The organism is Rhodopseudomonas pentothenatexigens (assembly GCF_900218015.1).
GTDB classification, from domain to species: Bacteria; Pseudomonadota; Alphaproteobacteria; order Rhizobiales; family Xanthobacteraceae; genus Rhodopseudomonas; species Rhodopseudomonas pentothenatexigens.
This window is the reverse complement of record NZ_UFQQ01000027.1, coordinates 1-15,828: the sequence shown is the minus strand read 5'-3', so window position 1 is coordinate 15,828 and position 15,828 is coordinate 1. Positions and strand designations below refer to the sequence as shown.

Genomic DNA, 15,828 nt, shown 5'->3' with positions numbered 1-15,828 from the left:
AGGAGAATTGGAATGAAGTATCTGTCGAAGGCGTTGCTGGCCGCCGTTCTGGTGTTCGGCGTGGCAATGGTCGGGCATCAGGCCGAGGCGCAGACCAAGCAGCCGTCGCCGGCCGCGATCGCCTCCGCCAAGGAAATCCTGGAGCTGAAGCGTGCCGGCGGCATCTACGCCCAGGCGGTGCCCAACATCATTCAGCGCACCATGGACACGCTGATGCAGAGCAACCTGAACTATCAGCAGGATCTCAAGGACGTCGCGGTGGTGATCGCCAAGAAGATGGCCGGCCGCGAGAAGGAGATCGGCGACGGCATGGCGAAGATCTACGCCGCCGATTTCACCGAGCAGGAATTGAAGGACCTCGTCACCTTCTACAAGTCGCCGCTCGGCCAGAAGCTGCTCACCCAGGAGCCGAAGTCGATCGCCGAAAGCATGCAGTTCATGAACCAGTGGGCGCAGAAGTTCGCCGAGGAAGTGAACGGCGAATTCCGCGCCGAGATGCGCAAGCGCGGCAAGAACATCTGATCGACCAGCGAGGCGACATGACCGACTTCGACGCGGACCTGTTTGTCATCGGCGGCGGCTCGGGCGGCGTTCGGGCCGCGCGGATCGCCGCCGGCTACGGCGCCCGCGTCGTCGTCGCCGAGGAGTACCGGTTGGGCGGCACCTGCGTGATCCGCGGCTGCGTGCCGAAGAAGCTGATGGTGTACGCCTCGCACGTCCACGAAGAGATCCGCGACGCCGCCGGCTTCGGCTGGACGATCCCGACCGCCGAGTTCGACTGGGCGACGCTGATCGCCAACAAGGACAAGGAAATCGCGCGGCTGGAGCAGGTCTACGCCAGCAACGTCGAGAAGTCGGGCGCCCGCACCGTCAAGGCGCGCGCGGTGTTCGAGGACCCGCACACGCTGCTGCTGTCGACCGGCGAGAGGGTGCGGGCCAAGACCATCCTGATCGCGACCGGCGGCGCGCCCAATCACGGCCAGCCGATTCCCGGCATCGAGCACGTAATCTCGTCCAACGAGGTGTTTCACCTCGCACGGCAGCCGAAGCGGATCCTGATTCAGGGCGGCGGCTACATCGCGCTGGAATTCGCCTGCATCTTCGCCGGCCTCGGCTCCGACGTCACGCTGGTCTACCGCGGCGACAACATCCTGCGCGGCTTCGACGAGGACGTCCGGGTCCATGTCCGTACCGAGATGGAGCGGGCAGGCATCAGCATCATCACCGGCTGCACTGTGACCGCGGTGGAGAAGCTCGGCGAGGAATACACCTCGCATCTGTCGGGCGGCTCCAGCGTCGCGTCCGACCAGGTGATGTTCGCGATCGGCCGGCATCCGGCCGTCGCCAATCTCGGGCTCGAGAAGGCCGGGGTCGCGATCAATCCGGACAACGGCGGCATCGCGGTCGACGAGCACTGCCGCACCTCGGTGCCGCACATCTACGCGGTCGGCGACGTGACCCATCGCACCAATCTGACCCCGGTGGCGATCCGCGAGGGCCACGCCTTTGCCGACACCGTGTTCGGCGGCAAGCAGGTGCAGGTCGACTATTCCTGCGTGCCCACGGCTGTGTTCTCTCAGCCGCAGGTCGGTACCGTCGGGCTCACCGAGGCCCAGGCGCGGACGCTGTACGACGTCATCGATGTCTACAAGGCCGATTTCCGTCCGATGAAGGGGACGATGTCGGGCAGCCAGTCGCGCATCCTGATGAAGCTGATCGTCGACGGCACCACCGACCGCGTGCTCGGCTGCCATATTGTCGGCCCGGAGGCCGCCGAACTGGTCCAGGTGATCGCGGTCGCGATCCGGATGAAGGCGACCAAGGCCGATTTCGACGCCACCATGGCGCTGCATCCCACCGCCGCCGAAGAACTGGTGACGATGCGCACCCGGACCGCGCGCTACCAGCGCGAAGCCGCCGAATAGCCGGCGGCCGCGCTCGCCGGCCTGCGAGGGGGCGGGCGAGGCTGCGGCTCCAACGAATTAGGCTTTTGCCGCAAGGGGTTGTATTCTGCCCCCTGATTTCCAACTAGCGGTTGGCGGAGCGGCTGTGTATAACCCGGCCGCCGCGACCCATTTTTAACTGGCGGCATGTTTCTTCAGGAGTGGCCCCATGTCCGAACGATGGACACCCGATAGCTGGCGCGCCAAGCCGGTGCAGCAGATGCCGCAATATCCCGACGCGAAAGCGCTGGCGGATGTCGAGGCGCAGCTCGCGAGCTTTCCGCCGCTGGTGTTTGCCGGCGAGGCGCGCAACCTGAAGAAGCAGCTCGCCACCGTGGCGGCCGGCGATGCATTCCTGCTCCAGGGCGGCGACTGCGCCGAGAGCTTCGCCGAGCACGGCGCCAACAACATTCGCGATCTGTTCCGCGTCTTCCTGCAGATGGCGATCGTGCTGACCTATGCGGGCGCCTCGCCGGTGGTGAAGGTCGGCCGCATTGCCGGCCAGTTCGCCAAGCCGCGCTCGGCCCCCGTCGAGAAGCGCGACGGCGTCGAGCTGCCGAGCTATCGCGGCGACATTATCAACGACGTCGCCTTCACCGAGGAAGCCCGCGTGCCCGATCCGCGCCGGCAGATCGAAGCGTATCGGCAGTCGGCCGCGACGCTGAACCTGCTGCGCGCCTTCGCCAAGGGCGGCTACGCCAGCGTCGAGAACGTGCATCGCTGGATGCTGCAGTCGGTCAGCGACAGTCCGCAGTCGAAGGCCTATGCGGATCTTGCCGACCGCGTCTCCGGCGCGCTGGATTTCATGCGCGCCTGCGGCCTGACTTTCGCGGTCGATTCCTCGCTGGGCACCACCGATTTCTACACCAGCCACGAGGCGCTGCTGCTCGGCTACGAGCAGGCGATGACCCGCGTCGACTCCACCACCGGCGACTGGTACGCGACCTCCGGCCACATGCTGTGGATCGGCGACCGCACCCGTCAGCTCGACCACGCCCATGTCGAGTATTTCCGCGGCATCAAGAATCCGATCGGCCTGAAGTGCGGTCCGTCGCTGAAGACCGACGAACTCTTGAAGCTGATCGACATCCTCAATCCCGACAACGAGCCGGGGCGGCTGACGCTGATCGGCCGGTTCGGCCACGAGAAGATCGGCGAGCATCTGCCGGCGATGGTCCGCGCCGTGAAGCGCGAGGGCCGCACCGTGGTGTGGTCGTGCGATCCGATGCACGGCAACACCATCACGTCGAACTCGGGTTACAAGACCCGGCCGTTCGACCGTATCCTGTCGGAAGTACGGTCGTTCTTCGCGGTTCACGCCGCGGAGGGGACGCATGCCGGCGGCGTGCATCTGGAGATGACCGGCCAGAACGTCACCGAGTGCCTCGGCGGCGCCCGCGCCATCACCGACGAAGACCTCAACAACCGTTATCACACCGCCTGCGATCCGCGGCTCAACGCCGAGCAGTCGATCGACATGGCGTTCCTGATCGCGGATCTGCTCAAGCAGGGCCGCGCCGGCAAGGCCAGCCCGCTGCAGGCGGCCGCCGGGCTGTAGAGGCTCTGCTGCAATCGAAGCGGCGCGCGATCGGGATGCCCGCCGCACGCACAACCTCATGGTGAGGAGGCGCGCAGCGCCGTCTCGAACCATGGGGCCACTGGTGCAGTGTGGCCCCATCCTTCGAGACGCCCGGCTGCGCCGGGCTCCTCAGGACGAGGACTCAGTGCAAGGTGGCGAGGGCGATATTGCATCGATCAAGCGCTCGAGACCTGCTCTCCGCGGATGGCCGACGAGCAGGCGATCCGAGCCTTCACTTGCTTGGCTTTCCAAGACGCAGGCGCCCGCGACACGCGCGGGCATGACGAGACATAGGGGCGGTGGGTCAAGTGCTGAGGTTCTGGCGGGCGACGATCAATTCGTGGCGCGGGCTGAAATTCGCGATCCGCTCCGAGCAGGCGATCCGCGAGGAACTGGTTGCGCTGGTGCTCGCTCTCCCGGCCGCATGGCTGATCGGAACCACTCCGATGCGTCGGGTCGAACTGGTCGCGGTGGTCGCGCTGGTGATCGTGGTCGAACTGCTCAACACCGCGATCGAGAAGCTCAGCGACCGGCTCACCACGGACCACGATCCGCAGATCGGCCGGGTCAAGGACATGGGGTCGGCCGCGGTCGGCGTCGCGCTGGCGATCGCCGGCCTGTTCTGGCTGTTCGCGCTGGCCGAGCGGCTCGGGCTGGTCTGACGGTGCCCCGATTGCGGAGGCGGCGGGCTGCGGTTACATCTCGGCTATGACCGAAAATGCCGCCCGCCTGACGATCTCGCTCGCCCAGCTCAACCCGACGGTCGGCGACATCGCCGGCAATGCCGACAAGGCGCGCGCCGCGCGCCGGCAGGCCGCCGCCGACGGCGCCGATCTCGTCGTCTATCCGGAACTGTTCATCGCCGGCTACCCGCCGGAGGATCTGGTGCTGAAACCGGCGTTCCAGTCGGCCTGCCGGGCGGCGATCGAGGAGCTGGCGCGCGAGACCGCCGATGGTGGCCCGGCGATGCTGATCGGCTCGCCCTGGGTGGATGGCGGCAAGCTGTACAACGCCTGTGCGCTGCTCGACAGCGGCCGCATCGCCGCGCTCCGGTTCAAGGTCAATCTGCCGAACTACGGCGTGTTCGACGAGAAGCGGGTGTTTTCCCGCGGACCCGTTGCGGGTCCGATGACGATCCGCGGCGTTCGGATCGGAGTGCCGATCTGCGAGGACACCTGGCTGGAGGAATCCGACGACTACGAGAACGTCGTCGAGTGTCTGGCCGAGACCGGCGCCGAGATCCTGATCGTGCCGAACGGCTCGCCTTACGCAGGCGGCAAGACCGATCTGCGGATGTCGGTGTCGGTGGCCCGCGTCACCGAGAGCGATCTGCCGCTGGTCTATGTCAATCAGGTCGGCGGCCAGGACGAACTGGTGTTCGATGGCGCCTCGTTCGTGCTCAACGCCGACCGCACCCTGGCGGCGCAGCTACCCGGTTTCGTCGAGAGCATCACCACGCTGAGCTTCGTCAAAGGCGCGGCGGGCTGGCGCTGCGACGGACCGGTGGCACCGGTGCTCGAAGGCGACGAGGCGGACTACGCCGCCTGCGTGCTGGGCCTGCGCGACTACGTCCGCAAGAACGGCTTTCCCGGCGTGCTGCTCGGCATCTCCGGCGGCATCGACTCGGCGCTGTGCGCGGCGATCGCGGTCGATGCGCTCGGCGCCGACAAGGTTCGCGGCGTGATGCTGCCGTTCCGCTACACCGCGCAGGTGTCGCTCGACGACGCCGGCCGTCTCGCGAGCGCGCTCGGCTTCGGCTACGAGGTGCTGCCGATCGCGCAGGCCGTCGAAGGCTTCGAGGCGATCCTGGCGAAGCCGTTCGCAGGTCTCGCGCGCGACATCACCGAGGAGAATCTGCAGGCGCGCACCCGCGGCACGCTCTTGATGGCGATCTCCAACAAGACCGGCGCGATGGTGGTGACCACCGGCAACAAGTCGGAAATGAGCGTCGGCTACGCCACGCTGTACGGCGACATGAACGGCGGCTTCAACCCGATCAAGGACATCTACAAGACGCAGGTGTTCCGGCTGTCGTCGTTGCGCAATCGCTGGAAGCCGGACGACGCGCTCGGTCCGGACGGCGAGGTGATCCCCGAAAGCATCATCATTCGCCCGCCGACCGCGGAGCTGCGCGAAAACCAGACCGATCAGGATTCGCTGCCGCCCTACGACGTGCTCGACGCCATCCTGCAGCGGCTGGTCGAGCGCGAAGAGCCGCTGGCGGGGATCGTCGCCGAAGGCTTCGACAAGGACACGGTGGTGCGGATCGACCGCCTGCTCAACATCGCCGAATACAAGCGGCGGCAGGCGGCGCCGGGCGTGAAGGTCACGCGGAAGAATTTCGGGCGGGACAGGCGCTATCCGATTACTAACCACTTCCGCGACAAGGCCGAAGCGCTGCCGGTGCCGGACGAAACGCTGGTGATGAAGGCGGGGCGGGCGTCGAGCGAGGCGTTCGAGGGGTAGGGGCGGATCGGAAAATTGCTTGCTGGACCATTGCTGTCCTGCCCCTTTTTGCTCAGATCAAAAACTCAGTCCACGAAGAGACTTCATCCCGAGCGCTTTGCCGTAGGTAATCGAACGAGAGACGTATATGGCTAACTTGCCGATATTCGCTCTTTCTGGTTGAGTGGACTTATGAGTGATCTTAATCCATTTCGATCTGAAAGCCGTGTGTCGCTCACTGTTGGTGCGCGCATCATCCGAGGCTTCACTCGGATTGGTTTAGCTGTGGCTATCTTGACCATTATGATTGGAGTCACGATCACAGGTTTTGTCGCTAACGATAGCTATTCCACTGAAGTCAATGCGTATAATAACGCGAGATGCATAGCGAAACTAGCGCGTGCTGGCTTCAGCTTTAGACAGAAGTATCCAAATTTGGACAGCCAAACGTTGGATTATGAAGTGAGTGGCTGCCGCGATTCCGGCATCTATGGAAAAGAAGTTAGCGAAGTACTTGCTATTGCCGATACGCCCCCGCCGTCCTTTATGAAGAGCGGAGGCCGTGATACTCTTGGCATCGGCCTCCTAATCACAGGAGGGGGTGCATTTTTAGCATACGTTCTCTTTTGGATGATCGGCTGGGTGTTCGCTGGCTTTACTAGGGATGGTTAGCCGTCGTCTGTGTCCGGATGAAGCGCAGTGCAATCGGGATCTCTAAGTTGCGCGCTGCTGCACCGGTCTCGTTCCATAATCAGGGTTACGAGCTAGTCCCCCTCCGCCCAGTCCTCGACCCGCAGCGGCGAAGGCACGCGGCCGAACGTCTTGTCCCGCGTCACTAGTGTCGCGTCTGTCGCGACCGCGTGGGTGGCGATCATCATGTCGAGAGGGGCGAGGGTGACGCCTTTGGCTTCGTAGGCTGCGCGTAGGTCGGCGTAGGTCTTGGTGACATCGTGATCCCACGGCAGGACGTCGACGCGCAGCAGGAATTCCCGGACGCGATCGGAGAGAGCGGTAAGGTAGCCGCATTTGGCGAGGTCGTGGAGGAGTTCGCCCGGTGATCGACGAGATGACGACGTCCGAAATCGGCAGTGCGACCAGTCGCTCGATAATCTCGCGCCTCTCGCTTCTGGTGACGTGGTTGGGACGTTGGTGTCTCCAACCCTACCGCTCATTCGCTCCAGCCTTCGAACGGATCGCGATCCTGCGGCGGCTGGATGCGGTCGGTCGGCCTCATGAAGTCGTCGGGCACTGCTGCCGTCTTGTGAAGCTCGAGCAGGCCGTCCCAGGAGTTCGGCTTTCGCGACAGGATGACATCACCCGTCTTCGCATCGCGGCGCACGAAAACCTCGCTGCCCTCGAAGCGAAACTCCGCGGGGAGCCGGACGGCCTGGCTGCGGCCGATGGTGAAGATCTTCGCGGTCCGGGACGCCATGTCGCCTCCGTGCCTCTGATATATGTCATTATATAGCGCGACGAGCGTTCGGGAAGGGGGACTGGCCGGCGGTCTTCGAGAGCTGGCTTGCCCCGTTGGCCCGCAGCCGATTTGATAGGCGTATCGCCACCAGAAGGCGCCGTCGCCCCGCGATCGGGACCGCCACGCCTTCCGATCCCAGCGAGCTGTGCATGACGATTCCTGTCCCTACCGCCATCGCCCCCGATCTGCTTCACCGCGCTACGCCGGCGGCGTTCGCGCAAGCCGCGATGCTGTCGTTGCGGCCGGTGTTCGGGGCGTCGCGTGCGGTGCTGTCGGATCGGCGGGGCGGGCGGCCGGGGGAGATGCACTTCGTCAACTGGCCTTCGTGGTGCCAGGCGCATTATTGCGCCGAGGTGCGGGCGCGCGATCCGATCCGGAGCTGGCTCGATCGGGAGGCGTCGGACAACGGCGTGGCGCGGTTGTCGGAGTTGCTGCCGGCTGCCCGCCGCGCAACCCTGCCGCGCGAGCCGTTGTTGGCGGGCAGCGGCGCCGGCTTCGTGCTGATCCTGGCGCTGCGCGAGCAGAACCGCATCGTCGGCGCGCTCAGCCTGGTGCGTGACGCCGGGCACCGCGATTTCGACGAGCGTGACCGCGGGCTGGCGCTGGCGCTGCTGCCACTGCTGGAGATGGCGTATCACGGCGTCATCGCGCGCGGCGCGGCGACGGTGCCGCTCTCTACCGGCAACGATCCGCTGCGTGCGCTCACCCCCCGCGAGCGCGAGGTCGCGGCTCTGGCTGCGGCCGGCCATTCCAACAAATCGATCGCCCGCGTGCTCGATACCAGCCCGTGGACGATCAAGAATCAGATGCGCGCAGTGCTGCACAAGGCCGGCGTGCGAAATCGCACCGAGTTGAGTGCGCTGTGGACCGCACAGTCCGCTCCCCAGCGCTGATCGTACCGGCACTGCGCAGGTTCGCTCAGAGCCGCGCCATCAGTTCCTGTGCGGCGGTCAGCCCCGACCAATGCGCCTGGCCGACGGTGCTGTTGGTGAGATAGTCGCCGCAGAACGCCACCCGCGGCAGCGGCCCGAGATCGAGGAAGCGGCGCAGATTGCCGATGTAACCCTTCGGCCGCTTGCAGATCGCGTCGGGCTGCTGGGAGATGAAGCTGTCGATCACGCGGGTGTCGGCGAGCTGGGGCAGCGCGTCGACGACGTCGCTCCAGGCGATCGTTAGCAGGTCCGCGGTGCTGGCGTCGGCCTGCTGGCGGCAGCCCCAATCCTTCCACTGCGAATGCGCAAAAGTCGTGCCGTCGCCCATGTCGGTGAAGCGCAGATTGCCGGTGCGGCGGAAGCCGTCGGCGGCGGGCAGCACGTAGGTGCCGAGCAGGTCGCCCTTGGGGCGGTCGAGCAGGTAGTACACGATGTGATGGCCCGCATAGTCGATCGCGTCGAAGAACGCGCGCCGCTCCGCGTCCAGCGCCGGCATCAGCGCCGCCACTTTGTTGCCGGGCGCCGCCATCACCACCGCGTCGCCGCGGAGCGTTTCGGCACGGCCTTCGGCGACGATATCGACCTCGACGCCGTCTTGGTGATGCCGGACTTCTACGGCGCGGCAGCCGAGCCGGACTTCGACCCTGGGATCGGCGGCGAGGCTGCGGCCGAGTTCGAAGGTGATCCGCCCGGCGCCGCGCTCCTTGAAGCTCCAGATCCGGTCGCCGGACCAGGACAGCCTTCCGGCGGTGCTCCACGCCGTCCAGCCGAGCGAGTAGTCGTCCTCGCCGTAGCCGCAGAACATTGCGACGCAGGGCTCCAGGAAGTAATCGACGAAGGTCGGCGAAAATTTGCGGAAATACTCGCAGGCGTTGACGTCGTCGAGCGCCGCCGCGCTGGTGATGTCGCGCGGATCGCCGGCGACCGCGACCTGCGCCAGCTTCGGCAGCGTCGCCAGCAGCTTGGCTTTCTCGAGCAGTGGAATCGCCGGATGCTTCGCGGCGCTGATCAGGTCGAAGGCGCCGAACGCCTCGGTTCGCTTGCGCTCGACCAGCACGTTCCATTGATGCGCGGCGGTGAGGTCGACCATGCCGTCGGGCTGATCGATGCCGAGCTTGCGGGCGAGGTCGGTCAGATTGGTCTCGGCGCAGAGAAAGGCGAAGGCCCCGGTGACCGCCCAGACACCGTGCCACTGCACCGAGCGGCAGCGTCCGCCGGCCTCGGCGTCCTGTTCGAGCAGGACGATGTCGTGGCCGGCCTCGCGCAGCCGATCCGCTGCGCCCATGCCGGCGATGCCGCCGCCCACAACGATGATCCGCATCTGTCCTCCCGAGCCGTAACGCGATGCGAAAGGCTAGGGGAGGACGGTCGGAGCGGGCTATAGCTCCGATGGGCTATGGAGGCGGCGCTGATCGCGGCCTACTGCGCACTCGGCGGGGTCTGGTAGAATTTCGGACCGACCGTGCGGATCTTGCTCGGATCGGTCGACGGCGCGCCGGGGTCCGGCTGATTGGATGCGGTCGCGGGCGCGGCCTTGCTGCCGCTCTTGGCCGAGGTGCGCTGCGCCGGCGGCGCCGACAGCTTCTTGGCGCTTTCTTCGGTGACGATGATGTCGCCGTGCTCGGCGGCCGAGCGATCGTCGACGCCCTTCATGGCGTCGGCCCAGGTCTGGTTCGCCGGCTTGCAGCTGCAGGACGGGTTGAACTCCTGGCGATAGCGGAACGCGTTCGGCAGCGAGGTGTAGGGCTGGCCGTTGATCGACACCGCCTGGTTCATGTCCTGGCCGGGGTTGCGATAGGCATACAGCGACGCCTCCGAGGCCGGGCACAGGCTCTTGCAGGTCTTCTCGTCGTCGCCGAACCGGCTCGGCACGGTGGCGAACGAGATCGGGAAATAATAACCGTCGCAGGTGCGGACGCAGACGGTGCGGAAGGTGCCGCCCTCGGTGCTGCTGAAATCGCCGGCCGGGGCGCCGCTGTTGCCGCCGTTGAACAGGTTGTCGAGCAGTCCGCCGCTCTGCTGCGCGGCGGCAGTGTATTGCGGCCCGCAATTGTTCTGCGCCAGCGCCTGGATCACCGAGCGGCGCTGGTTCTCGCGATCGTTGCCGCCGGGGCCGCCGCTGCGCAGCCGCTCCAGCGACGAGTTGATCTGGTCGAGATTGCCGCGCATCTGCTGGATCTGGTTGTTGACCGGACCGCATTGCGCCGGCTGGCCGCTGAACAGCGAGAAGAACCCGGAGCTTTCGCAGCCCATCCGCTTCGCCTGCATGCCGACGCGGTCGAGCTCGGCCTGCTGGCGGGCGGCGGCGTCCTCGAATCGGCGGATCTGGTCGGCGCGGGCCGGGTCCATGCCGCCGCGGTCGATCGAGGCGAGCTGCGCTTCCAGCCGCGGGCACATCGGATTGGCGGCGGGACCGCCCGGTTGGCCGCCCGGGGGGGCCTGCTGATAGCCCGGCTGATTGTAGCCTTGCGACGGATAGCCTTGCTGGGCGAGCGCTGCGGAGGGCAGCGACGCGGCGGCGACGATCAGGGCGCCGGCCAGCCAGCGGAAACGGGTGGCGTTATCGAACATGTCGGGCATTCAGGAATCCGAGCGGGTGATTCCGGCGATCCGCCGAATCACATCCAGCAAATCCGCGCGATCGGGCCGCGGATCGATCCCTCTGAAACCGCGACGTCGACCGTTTCTAGCCGCTTCTTTCGGCAGGGTCACGTCGTTTCCGGGGCGTCTCTGTGGCGAAGCCGCCCGCCGGCTGTGGTGCCGGGTCAGCGCTGGCAGGTGATGGCGACGTATTCGCTGCAGACGCCGTGGGCACAGGCCGGGCCGCTCGCTTTCGGCACCGCGCCGGTGATTTCGTCCGGGTCGACCCGGCGATAGGCCACCGCCTGGGCGAATTCGCGGGACTGGCAATAGGCTGCCGCAGCGGGAGCGCCACATTTTTCGCCGCGGGCGAGGCACAGGTCGATGCCGTAGCCGTCGGGTTGGTTGGCGACGATGAAGACCCGGCTGTCGGCATAGGCCGCCGTCGCCGCAAGCAGCGCTGCGCCGGCAAAGAAGGCAGGAATCAGGTTCATGCTGCACCAGGAACGAGGGGATGACCTCCGTCCGTACCCTGAAAAGGGTTAAAAAACGTTAACCATAGTGGCTGGCGCATCGGCTCGGCGCCGATCGAGGCCGGAATTGGCCGGAGCGGGCGGTTCGCGGTGGTGGCGGTCGGGCGATGGGGCGAGCCGGAGGGCGACCCTCCGCGTACCAGCGCTGGCGACAATTCGATTCGCAGCCGGAAAAACAAGTCGGACCTCCGGCGATCGACGGACTTGACGGATTTAAGGCCGGTCGCCATGGTGCGGCGATGAACGGTTTCCTCGCCATTTGCATTCGCTGCGAGATTATTAGCTAGCTGACACGCTGGCTGAGGCCGTCTTTTCTCCTATCGAGAGCACTGGACGCCCGGCCGCAGGGGACGGGTATCCATGGAATTGCGCCTTTACGACACGCTGACGAAGGAGAAGCGCAACTTCGCGCCGATCGATCCGGCCAACGTCCGGATGTATGTCTGCGGCCCGACGGTCTACGATTTCGCCCATATCGGCAACGCCCGGCCGGTGATCGTGTTCGACGTGCTGTTTCGGCTGCTGCGCCATCTCTACGGCGAGGCGCATGTCAAATACGTCCGCAACATCACCGACGTCGACGACAAGATCAACGACCGCGCCGCGCGCGACTATCCCGGCCTGCCGCTGAACGAGGCGATCCGCAGGGTCACCGAGCAGACCGAGCGGCAATTCCACGACGACGTCGATGCGCTGGGCTGCCTGCGGCCGACCGTCGAGCCGCGCGCCACCGAACATATCGGCGAGATGTGCAGCATCATCGAAAAGCTGGTCGCCGGCGGCTTCGCTTATGTCGAGCAGGACCATGTGCTGTTCTCGCCAAGTGCGATGAACGCCGCCAACGGCGTGCTGCCGCGCTATGGCGCCCTGGCCAACCGCTCGCTCGACGAGATGATCGCCGGCGCCCGCGTCGACGTCGCGCCGTACAAGCGCGACGCCACCGACTTCGTGCTGTGGAAGCCGTCCAAACCCGGCGAGCCGTCGTGGCCGTCGCCGGCCGGCATCAGCACGCCGGGCCGTCCCGGCTGGCACATCGAGTGCTCGGCGATGTCGTGGAAGCACCTGGGCGAGACCTTCGACATCCACGGCGGCGGCATCGACCTCGTCTTCCCGCACCACGAGAACGAAGTCGCGCAAAGCTGCTGCGCCTTCCACACTTCCCGCATGGCGCAGACCTGGATGCACAACGGCTTCCTGCAGGTCGAAGGCGAGAAGATGTCGAAGAGCCTCGGCAACTTCATCACCATCCGCGAGCTGCTGGCGACGGACAAGTTCGGCGGCAGATCGTGGGACGGCGCGACGCTGCGGCTGGCGATGCTGAAGACGCACTATCGGCAGCCGATCGACTGGACCGCCGATGCGTTGCACGAAGCTGAGAAGGCGATCTTCGACTGGTCGGACTTCACCAAGGATGCGACGCCTGCACGTTGCGACGAAGTGATCGCCGCGCTGACCGACGATCTCAACACGCCGAAGATGATCGCCGAACTCCACGCCCTGCGCCGTGCCGGCAAGGCGGATGAACTCCGCGGTGCGATGCAGCTGTTGGGGATCAATCCGGTGGTCCGCGCTCCGGTCGATCTCGATGCGACCGCGAAGTCGCTGATCGAAGCCCGCACCGCCGCCCGCGCCAATAAAGACTGGAAAGAGTCCGACCGCATCCGCGACGAACTCGCCGCGATGGGCGTGGTGCTGAAGGACGGCAAGGACGCCGACGGCAAACCGGTGACGACATGGGAGATCGCGCGGTGAGGTACATATCTCACCGCGTCATTCCGGGGCGCCCGCCCAGCGGGCGAACCCGGAATCTCGTCGCCACAATCTCGGGATTCCGGGTCTGCGCTGCTGACGCAGCGCATCCCGGAATGACGAACGACAGGGGCCTTGCGTCGGCGAATAAGGAGTCTTCACGATGACCGAGCAGAAGCCGACCGGGCGGCCTGATACGCCGTTTCCGAAGCACTGGCTGTACTACATCGCGCTGAAGATCGTGCTGCTCGCCGGCGCCACCGCGCTGGTACTCAAGCTGTACGGGTTCTGGTGATGAGCGCGGGCGCGACACCGGCGCTGCGGCCGTATCTGCCCGAGGATGCCGCGGTCGCTGCTGCGATCTTCGTAGCGGCGGTCGAGCAGCTCACCGCGGACGATTACAGCGAGGAGCAGCAGGAAGCGTGGGCGTCGGCGGCCGATGACGATGCCAAATTCGCCGCGCGGCTCGCCGGCCAGCTGACGCTGATCGCGACGCTGGAGGGCGTGCCGGTCGGCTTCGCCTCGCTGAAAGGGCCCGACCACATCGACATGCTGTACGTGCATCCCGATTACGTCGGCCGCGACGCCGGCACGACGCTGATCGATGCGCTGGAAAAGCTCGCCGGCGCGCGCGGCACCTTGGTGCTCACCGTCGATGCCAGCGACAACGCCGCCGAATTCTTCGCCAAGCGTGGCTATGTCGCCAAGCAGCGCAACACCGTCTCGATCAATGGCGAATGGCTCGCCAACACCACGATGACAAAATCGCTGGCGGATTCCGCCGCGCCCGGAGCCTCCTCATGAGCCGCGAACGTCTCTATCTGTACGACACCACGCTGCGCGACGGCGCCCAGACCAACGGCGTCGACTTCACCTTGCACGACAAGAAGCTGATCGCTTCGCTGCTCGACGATCTCGGCATCGACTATGTCGAAGGCGGCTACCCCGGCGCCAATCCGCTCGACACCGAGTTCTTCGGCCAGGATCAGAACCTCGAGCGCGCCACCTTCGCGGCGTTCGGCATGACGCGGCGGCCCGGCCGCTCGGCCTCGAACGATCCCGGCATCGCGATGCTGCTCGACGCCAAGGCGGATGCGATCTGCTTCGTCGCCAAGTCGTCGGAGTATCAGGTCCGGGTCGCGCTGGAGACCACCAACGAGGAGAACATCGCCTCGATCCGCGACAGCGTCTCGCTCGCCAAGGACAAGGGCCGCGAGGTGCTGGTCGATTGCGAGCACTTCTTCGACGGCTACAAGGCCAATCCGGAGTTCGCGCTGCAATGCGCCAAGGCGGCGTACGAATCCGGCGCGCGCTGGGTGGTGCTGTGCGACACCAATGGCGGCACCATGCCGGACGAGGTCGAGGCCATTGTCGGCGAGGTGGTCAAGCACATCCCCGGCGCGCATGTCGGCATCCACGCCCATAACGACACCGAGCAGGCGGTGGCGAATTCGTTCGCCGCGGTGCGGGCCGGCGCGCGGCAGATCCAGGGCACGCTGAACGGTCTCGGCGAACGCTGCGGCAACGCCAATCTGGTCTCGATGATCCCGACCCTGAAGCTGAAGAAGGAATTTGCCGACAAGTTCGAGATCGGCGTCTCCGACGACAAGCTGGCGAGCCTGGTGCAGGTGTCGCGCGCGCTCGACAATATCCTCGACCGCGCGCCCAATCCGCACGCGCCCTATGTCGGCGGCAGCGCCTTCGTCACCAAGACCGGCATCCACGCCTCGGCGGTGCTGAAGGATCCGCAGACCTACGAGCACGTGCCGCCGGAGTCGGTCGGCAATCATCGCAAGGTGCTGGTGTCGGATCAGGCCGGCAAGTCCAACGTGCTGGCCGAGCTGGCGCGCACCAATATCCAGTTCGATCGCGACGATCCGCGGCTGTCCCGCCTGGTCGAGAAGCTGAAGGAACGTGAGGCGGCCGGCTACGCCTACGAGTCGGCCAACGCCTCGTTCGATCTGCTGGCGCGCAGCACGCTCGGCACCGTGCCGGAGTTCTTCCGGGTCGACAAGTTCGACGTCAATGTCGAGCAGCGCTACAACTCGCACGGCCAGCGCGTGACGGTGGCGATGGCGGTGATCAAGGTGGAGGTCGACGGCGAGACGCTGATTTCGGCCGCGGAAGGCAACGGCCCGGTCAACGCGCTCGACGTCGCGCTGCGCAAGGACCTCGGCAAGTATCAGAAGTACATCGAGGGCCTGAAGCTGGTCGACTACCGCGTTCGTATCCTCAATGGCGGCACCGAGGCCGTGACTCGGGTGCTGATCGAGAGCGAGGACGAGGACGGCCGGCGCTGGACCACGATCGGCGTGTCGCCGAATATCATCGACGCCTCGTTCCAGGCGCTGATGGATTCGGTCGTCTACAAGCTGGTGCAGTCGAACGCGCCGGTGTGATGCTGAAGCGGTGCTGTCCGCCTGAATAACGTCGACTGGGAATTAGGTACCTTTCCCCGTCATTGCTGTGCAAGTTCAATAATTCGGTGATCGAATCCACCCATCAGGGAGGCTTCGATGCGCGACAACAGTTTCGACCGGACGATCGAGCGGAATTACATCCAGAAATGGCGGTTTCTGATGGCCGAGTACGA

Annotated in this window: 15 protein-coding genes and 1 pseudogene; 11 read left to right on the top strand and 5 right to left on the bottom strand. The window is 65.9% G+C overall.

The window, feature by feature from the left end; all coding sequences use genetic code 11:
• The first annotated feature begins 12 nt into the window (after nucleotides 1-12).
• The 6 genes from DWA33_RS20435 to DWA33_RS24965 all read left to right on the top strand — a co-directional run bounded on the left by DWA33_RS20435 (nucleotide 13) and on the right by DWA33_RS24965 (nucleotide 6,639).
• The gene (locus DWA33_RS20435) at nucleotides 13-522 is read left to right on the top strand and encodes a DUF2059 domain-containing protein (RefSeq protein ID WP_114360352.1); all 510 of its coding nucleotides are present in this window, start codon (nucleotides 13-15) and stop codon (nucleotides 520-522) included.
• Between the two features lie 17 nt (nucleotides 523-539).
• Nucleotides 540-1,925 carry a glutathione-disulfide reductase gene (gor, locus tag DWA33_RS20430; RefSeq protein ID WP_114360351.1) on the top strand — a complete coding sequence of 462 codons (1,386 nt, stop codon included), beginning with the start codon at nucleotides 540-542 and terminating at the stop codon, nucleotides 1,923-1,925.
• 187 nt (nucleotides 1,926-2,112) lie between these two features.
• The gene (locus DWA33_RS20425; protein ID WP_114360350.1) at nucleotides 2,113-3,501 is read left to right on the top strand and encodes a class II 3-deoxy-7-phosphoheptulonate synthase; all 1,389 of its coding nucleotides are present in this window, start codon (nucleotides 2,113-2,115) and stop codon (nucleotides 3,499-3,501) included.
• Nucleotides 3,502-3,830: 329 nt separating this feature from the next.
• On the top strand, nucleotides 3,831-4,184 hold the full coding sequence (locus DWA33_RS20420) for a diacylglycerol kinase (RefSeq protein WP_114360349.1): 354 nt from the start codon (nucleotides 3,831-3,833) through the stop codon (nucleotides 4,182-4,184).
• A gap of 46 nt (nucleotides 4,185-4,230) precedes the next feature.
• Nucleotides 4,231-5,988, top strand: coding sequence for an NAD+ synthase (locus DWA33_RS20415; protein WP_114360348.1), 1,758 nt, complete (start codon nucleotides 4,231-4,233; stop codon nucleotides 5,986-5,988).
• 171 nt (nucleotides 5,989-6,159) lie between these two features.
• A complete protein-coding gene (locus DWA33_RS24965) occupies nucleotides 6,160-6,639 on the top strand; it encodes a hypothetical protein (RefSeq protein WP_147270261.1) in 480 nt (159 codons plus the stop codon).
• 92 nt (nucleotides 6,640-6,731) lie between these two features.
• Here DWA33_RS24965 and DWA33_RS20410 read toward each other — a convergent pair.
• A pseudogene (locus DWA33_RS20410) lies at nucleotides 6,732-7,139 on the bottom strand (PIN domain-containing protein).
• The gene (locus DWA33_RS20405; RefSeq protein WP_114360347.1) at nucleotides 7,136-7,399 is read right to left on the bottom strand and encodes an antitoxin; all 264 of its coding nucleotides are present in this window, start codon (nucleotides 7,397-7,399) and stop codon (nucleotides 7,136-7,138) included. Before DWA33_RS20405 ends, DWA33_RS20410 begins: the two are co-directional and overlap by 4 nt.
• Nucleotides 7,400-7,590: 191 nt before the next feature.
• Here DWA33_RS20405 and DWA33_RS20400 point away from each other — a divergent pair, with 191 nt between their 5' ends.
• Nucleotides 7,591-8,334: a helix-turn-helix transcriptional regulator gene (locus DWA33_RS20400; RefSeq protein WP_244601355.1), complete on the top strand. Its 744-nt coding sequence runs from the start codon at nucleotides 7,591-7,593 to the stop codon at nucleotides 8,332-8,334.
• 25 nt (nucleotides 8,335-8,359) lie between these two features.
• On the opposite strand, the gene DWA33_RS20395 is transcribed toward DWA33_RS20400, so the two are convergent.
• The 3 genes from DWA33_RS20395 to DWA33_RS20385 form a co-directional block, all read right to left on the bottom strand.
• The gene (locus DWA33_RS20395) at nucleotides 8,360-9,694 is read right to left on the bottom strand and encodes an FAD-dependent oxidoreductase (protein WP_114360346.1); all 1,335 of its coding nucleotides are present in this window, start codon (nucleotides 9,692-9,694) and stop codon (nucleotides 8,360-8,362) included.
• Between the two features lie 98 nt (nucleotides 9,695-9,792).
• Nucleotides 9,793-10,953 (bottom strand): DUF2865 domain-containing protein, encoded by a 1,161-nt coding sequence (locus DWA33_RS20390; RefSeq protein WP_114360345.1) that lies wholly within the window; start codon nucleotides 10,951-10,953, stop codon nucleotides 9,793-9,795.
• A gap of 185 nt (nucleotides 10,954-11,138) precedes the next feature.
• A complete protein-coding gene (locus tag DWA33_RS20385) occupies nucleotides 11,139-11,447 on the bottom strand; it encodes a hypothetical protein (protein WP_114360344.1) in 309 nt (102 codons plus the stop codon).
• A gap of 399 nt (nucleotides 11,448-11,846) precedes the next feature.
• Here DWA33_RS20385 and cysS point away from each other — a divergent pair, with 399 nt between their 5' ends.
• The 4 genes from cysS to cimA all read left to right on the top strand — a co-directional run bounded on the left by cysS (nucleotide 11,847) and on the right by cimA (nucleotide 15,634).
• Nucleotides 11,847-13,238, top strand: a complete 1,392-nt coding sequence (cysS, locus tag DWA33_RS20380) for a cysteine--tRNA ligase (RefSeq protein ID WP_114360343.1) — start codon at nucleotides 11,847-11,849, stop codon at nucleotides 13,236-13,238.
• A 160-nt stretch (nucleotides 13,239-13,398) separates the two neighbouring features.
• Nucleotides 13,399-13,530 (top strand): hypothetical protein, encoded by a 132-nt coding sequence (locus DWA33_RS25620; protein ID WP_271102509.1) that lies wholly within the window; start codon nucleotides 13,399-13,401, stop codon nucleotides 13,528-13,530.
• Nucleotides 13,530-14,039, top strand: a complete 510-nt coding sequence (locus DWA33_RS20375; protein WP_114360342.1) for a GNAT family N-acetyltransferase — start codon at nucleotides 13,530-13,532, stop codon at nucleotides 14,037-14,039. Before DWA33_RS25620 ends, DWA33_RS20375 begins: the two co-directional genes overlap by 1 nt.
• Complete coding sequence (cimA, locus tag DWA33_RS20370) at nucleotides 14,036-15,634, top strand: citramalate synthase (protein WP_114360341.1); 1,599 nt, start codon at nucleotides 14,036-14,038, stop codon at nucleotides 15,632-15,634. Before DWA33_RS20375 ends, cimA begins: the two co-directional genes overlap by 4 nt.
• The last annotated feature ends 194 nt before the right edge of the window (nucleotides 15,635-15,828 follow it).

Coding starts and splice junctions, on each gene's coding strand:
- DWA33_RS20435 (WP_114360352.1), top strand. CDS start 13: ATGAAGTATCTGTCGAAGGCGTTGCTGGCCGCCGTTCTGGTGTTCGGC.
- gor (WP_114360351.1), top strand. CDS start 540: ATGACCGACTTCGACGCGGACCTGTTTGTCATCGGCGGCGGCTCGGGC.
- DWA33_RS20425 (WP_114360350.1), top strand. CDS start 2,113: ATGTCCGAACGATGGACACCCGATAGCTGGCGCGCCAAGCCGGTGCAG.
- DWA33_RS20415 (WP_114360348.1), top strand. CDS start 4,231: ATGACCGAAAATGCCGCCCGCCTGACGATCTCGCTCGCCCAGCTCAAC.
- DWA33_RS24965 (WP_147270261.1), top strand. CDS start 6,160: ATGAGTGATCTTAATCCATTTCGATCTGAAAGCCGTGTGTCGCTCACT.
- DWA33_RS20405 (WP_114360347.1), bottom strand. CDS start 7,399: ATGGCGTCCCGGACCGCGAAGATCTTCACCATCGGCCGCAGCCAGGCC.
- DWA33_RS20400 (WP_244601355.1), top strand. CDS start 7,591: ATGACGATTCCTGTCCCTACCGCCATCGCCCCCGATCTGCTTCACCGC.
- DWA33_RS20395 (WP_114360346.1), bottom strand. CDS start 9,694: ATGCGGATCATCGTTGTGGGCGGCGGCATCGCCGGCATGGGCGCAGCG.
- DWA33_RS20390 (WP_114360345.1), bottom strand. CDS start 10,953: ATGCCCGACATGTTCGATAACGCCACCCGTTTCCGCTGGCTGGCCGGC.
- DWA33_RS20385 (WP_114360344.1), bottom strand. CDS start 11,447: ATGAACCTGATTCCTGCCTTCTTTGCCGGCGCAGCGCTGCTTGCGGCG.
- cysS (WP_114360343.1), top strand. CDS start 11,847: ATGGAATTGCGCCTTTACGACACGCTGACGAAGGAGAAGCGCAACTTC.
- DWA33_RS25620 (WP_271102509.1), top strand. CDS start 13,399: ATGACCGAGCAGAAGCCGACCGGGCGGCCTGATACGCCGTTTCCGAAG.
- DWA33_RS20375 (WP_114360342.1), top strand. CDS start 13,530: ATGAGCGCGGGCGCGACACCGGCGCTGCGGCCGTATCTGCCCGAGGAT.
- cimA (WP_114360341.1), top strand. CDS start 14,036: ATGAGCCGCGAACGTCTCTATCTGTACGACACCACGCTGCGCGACGGC.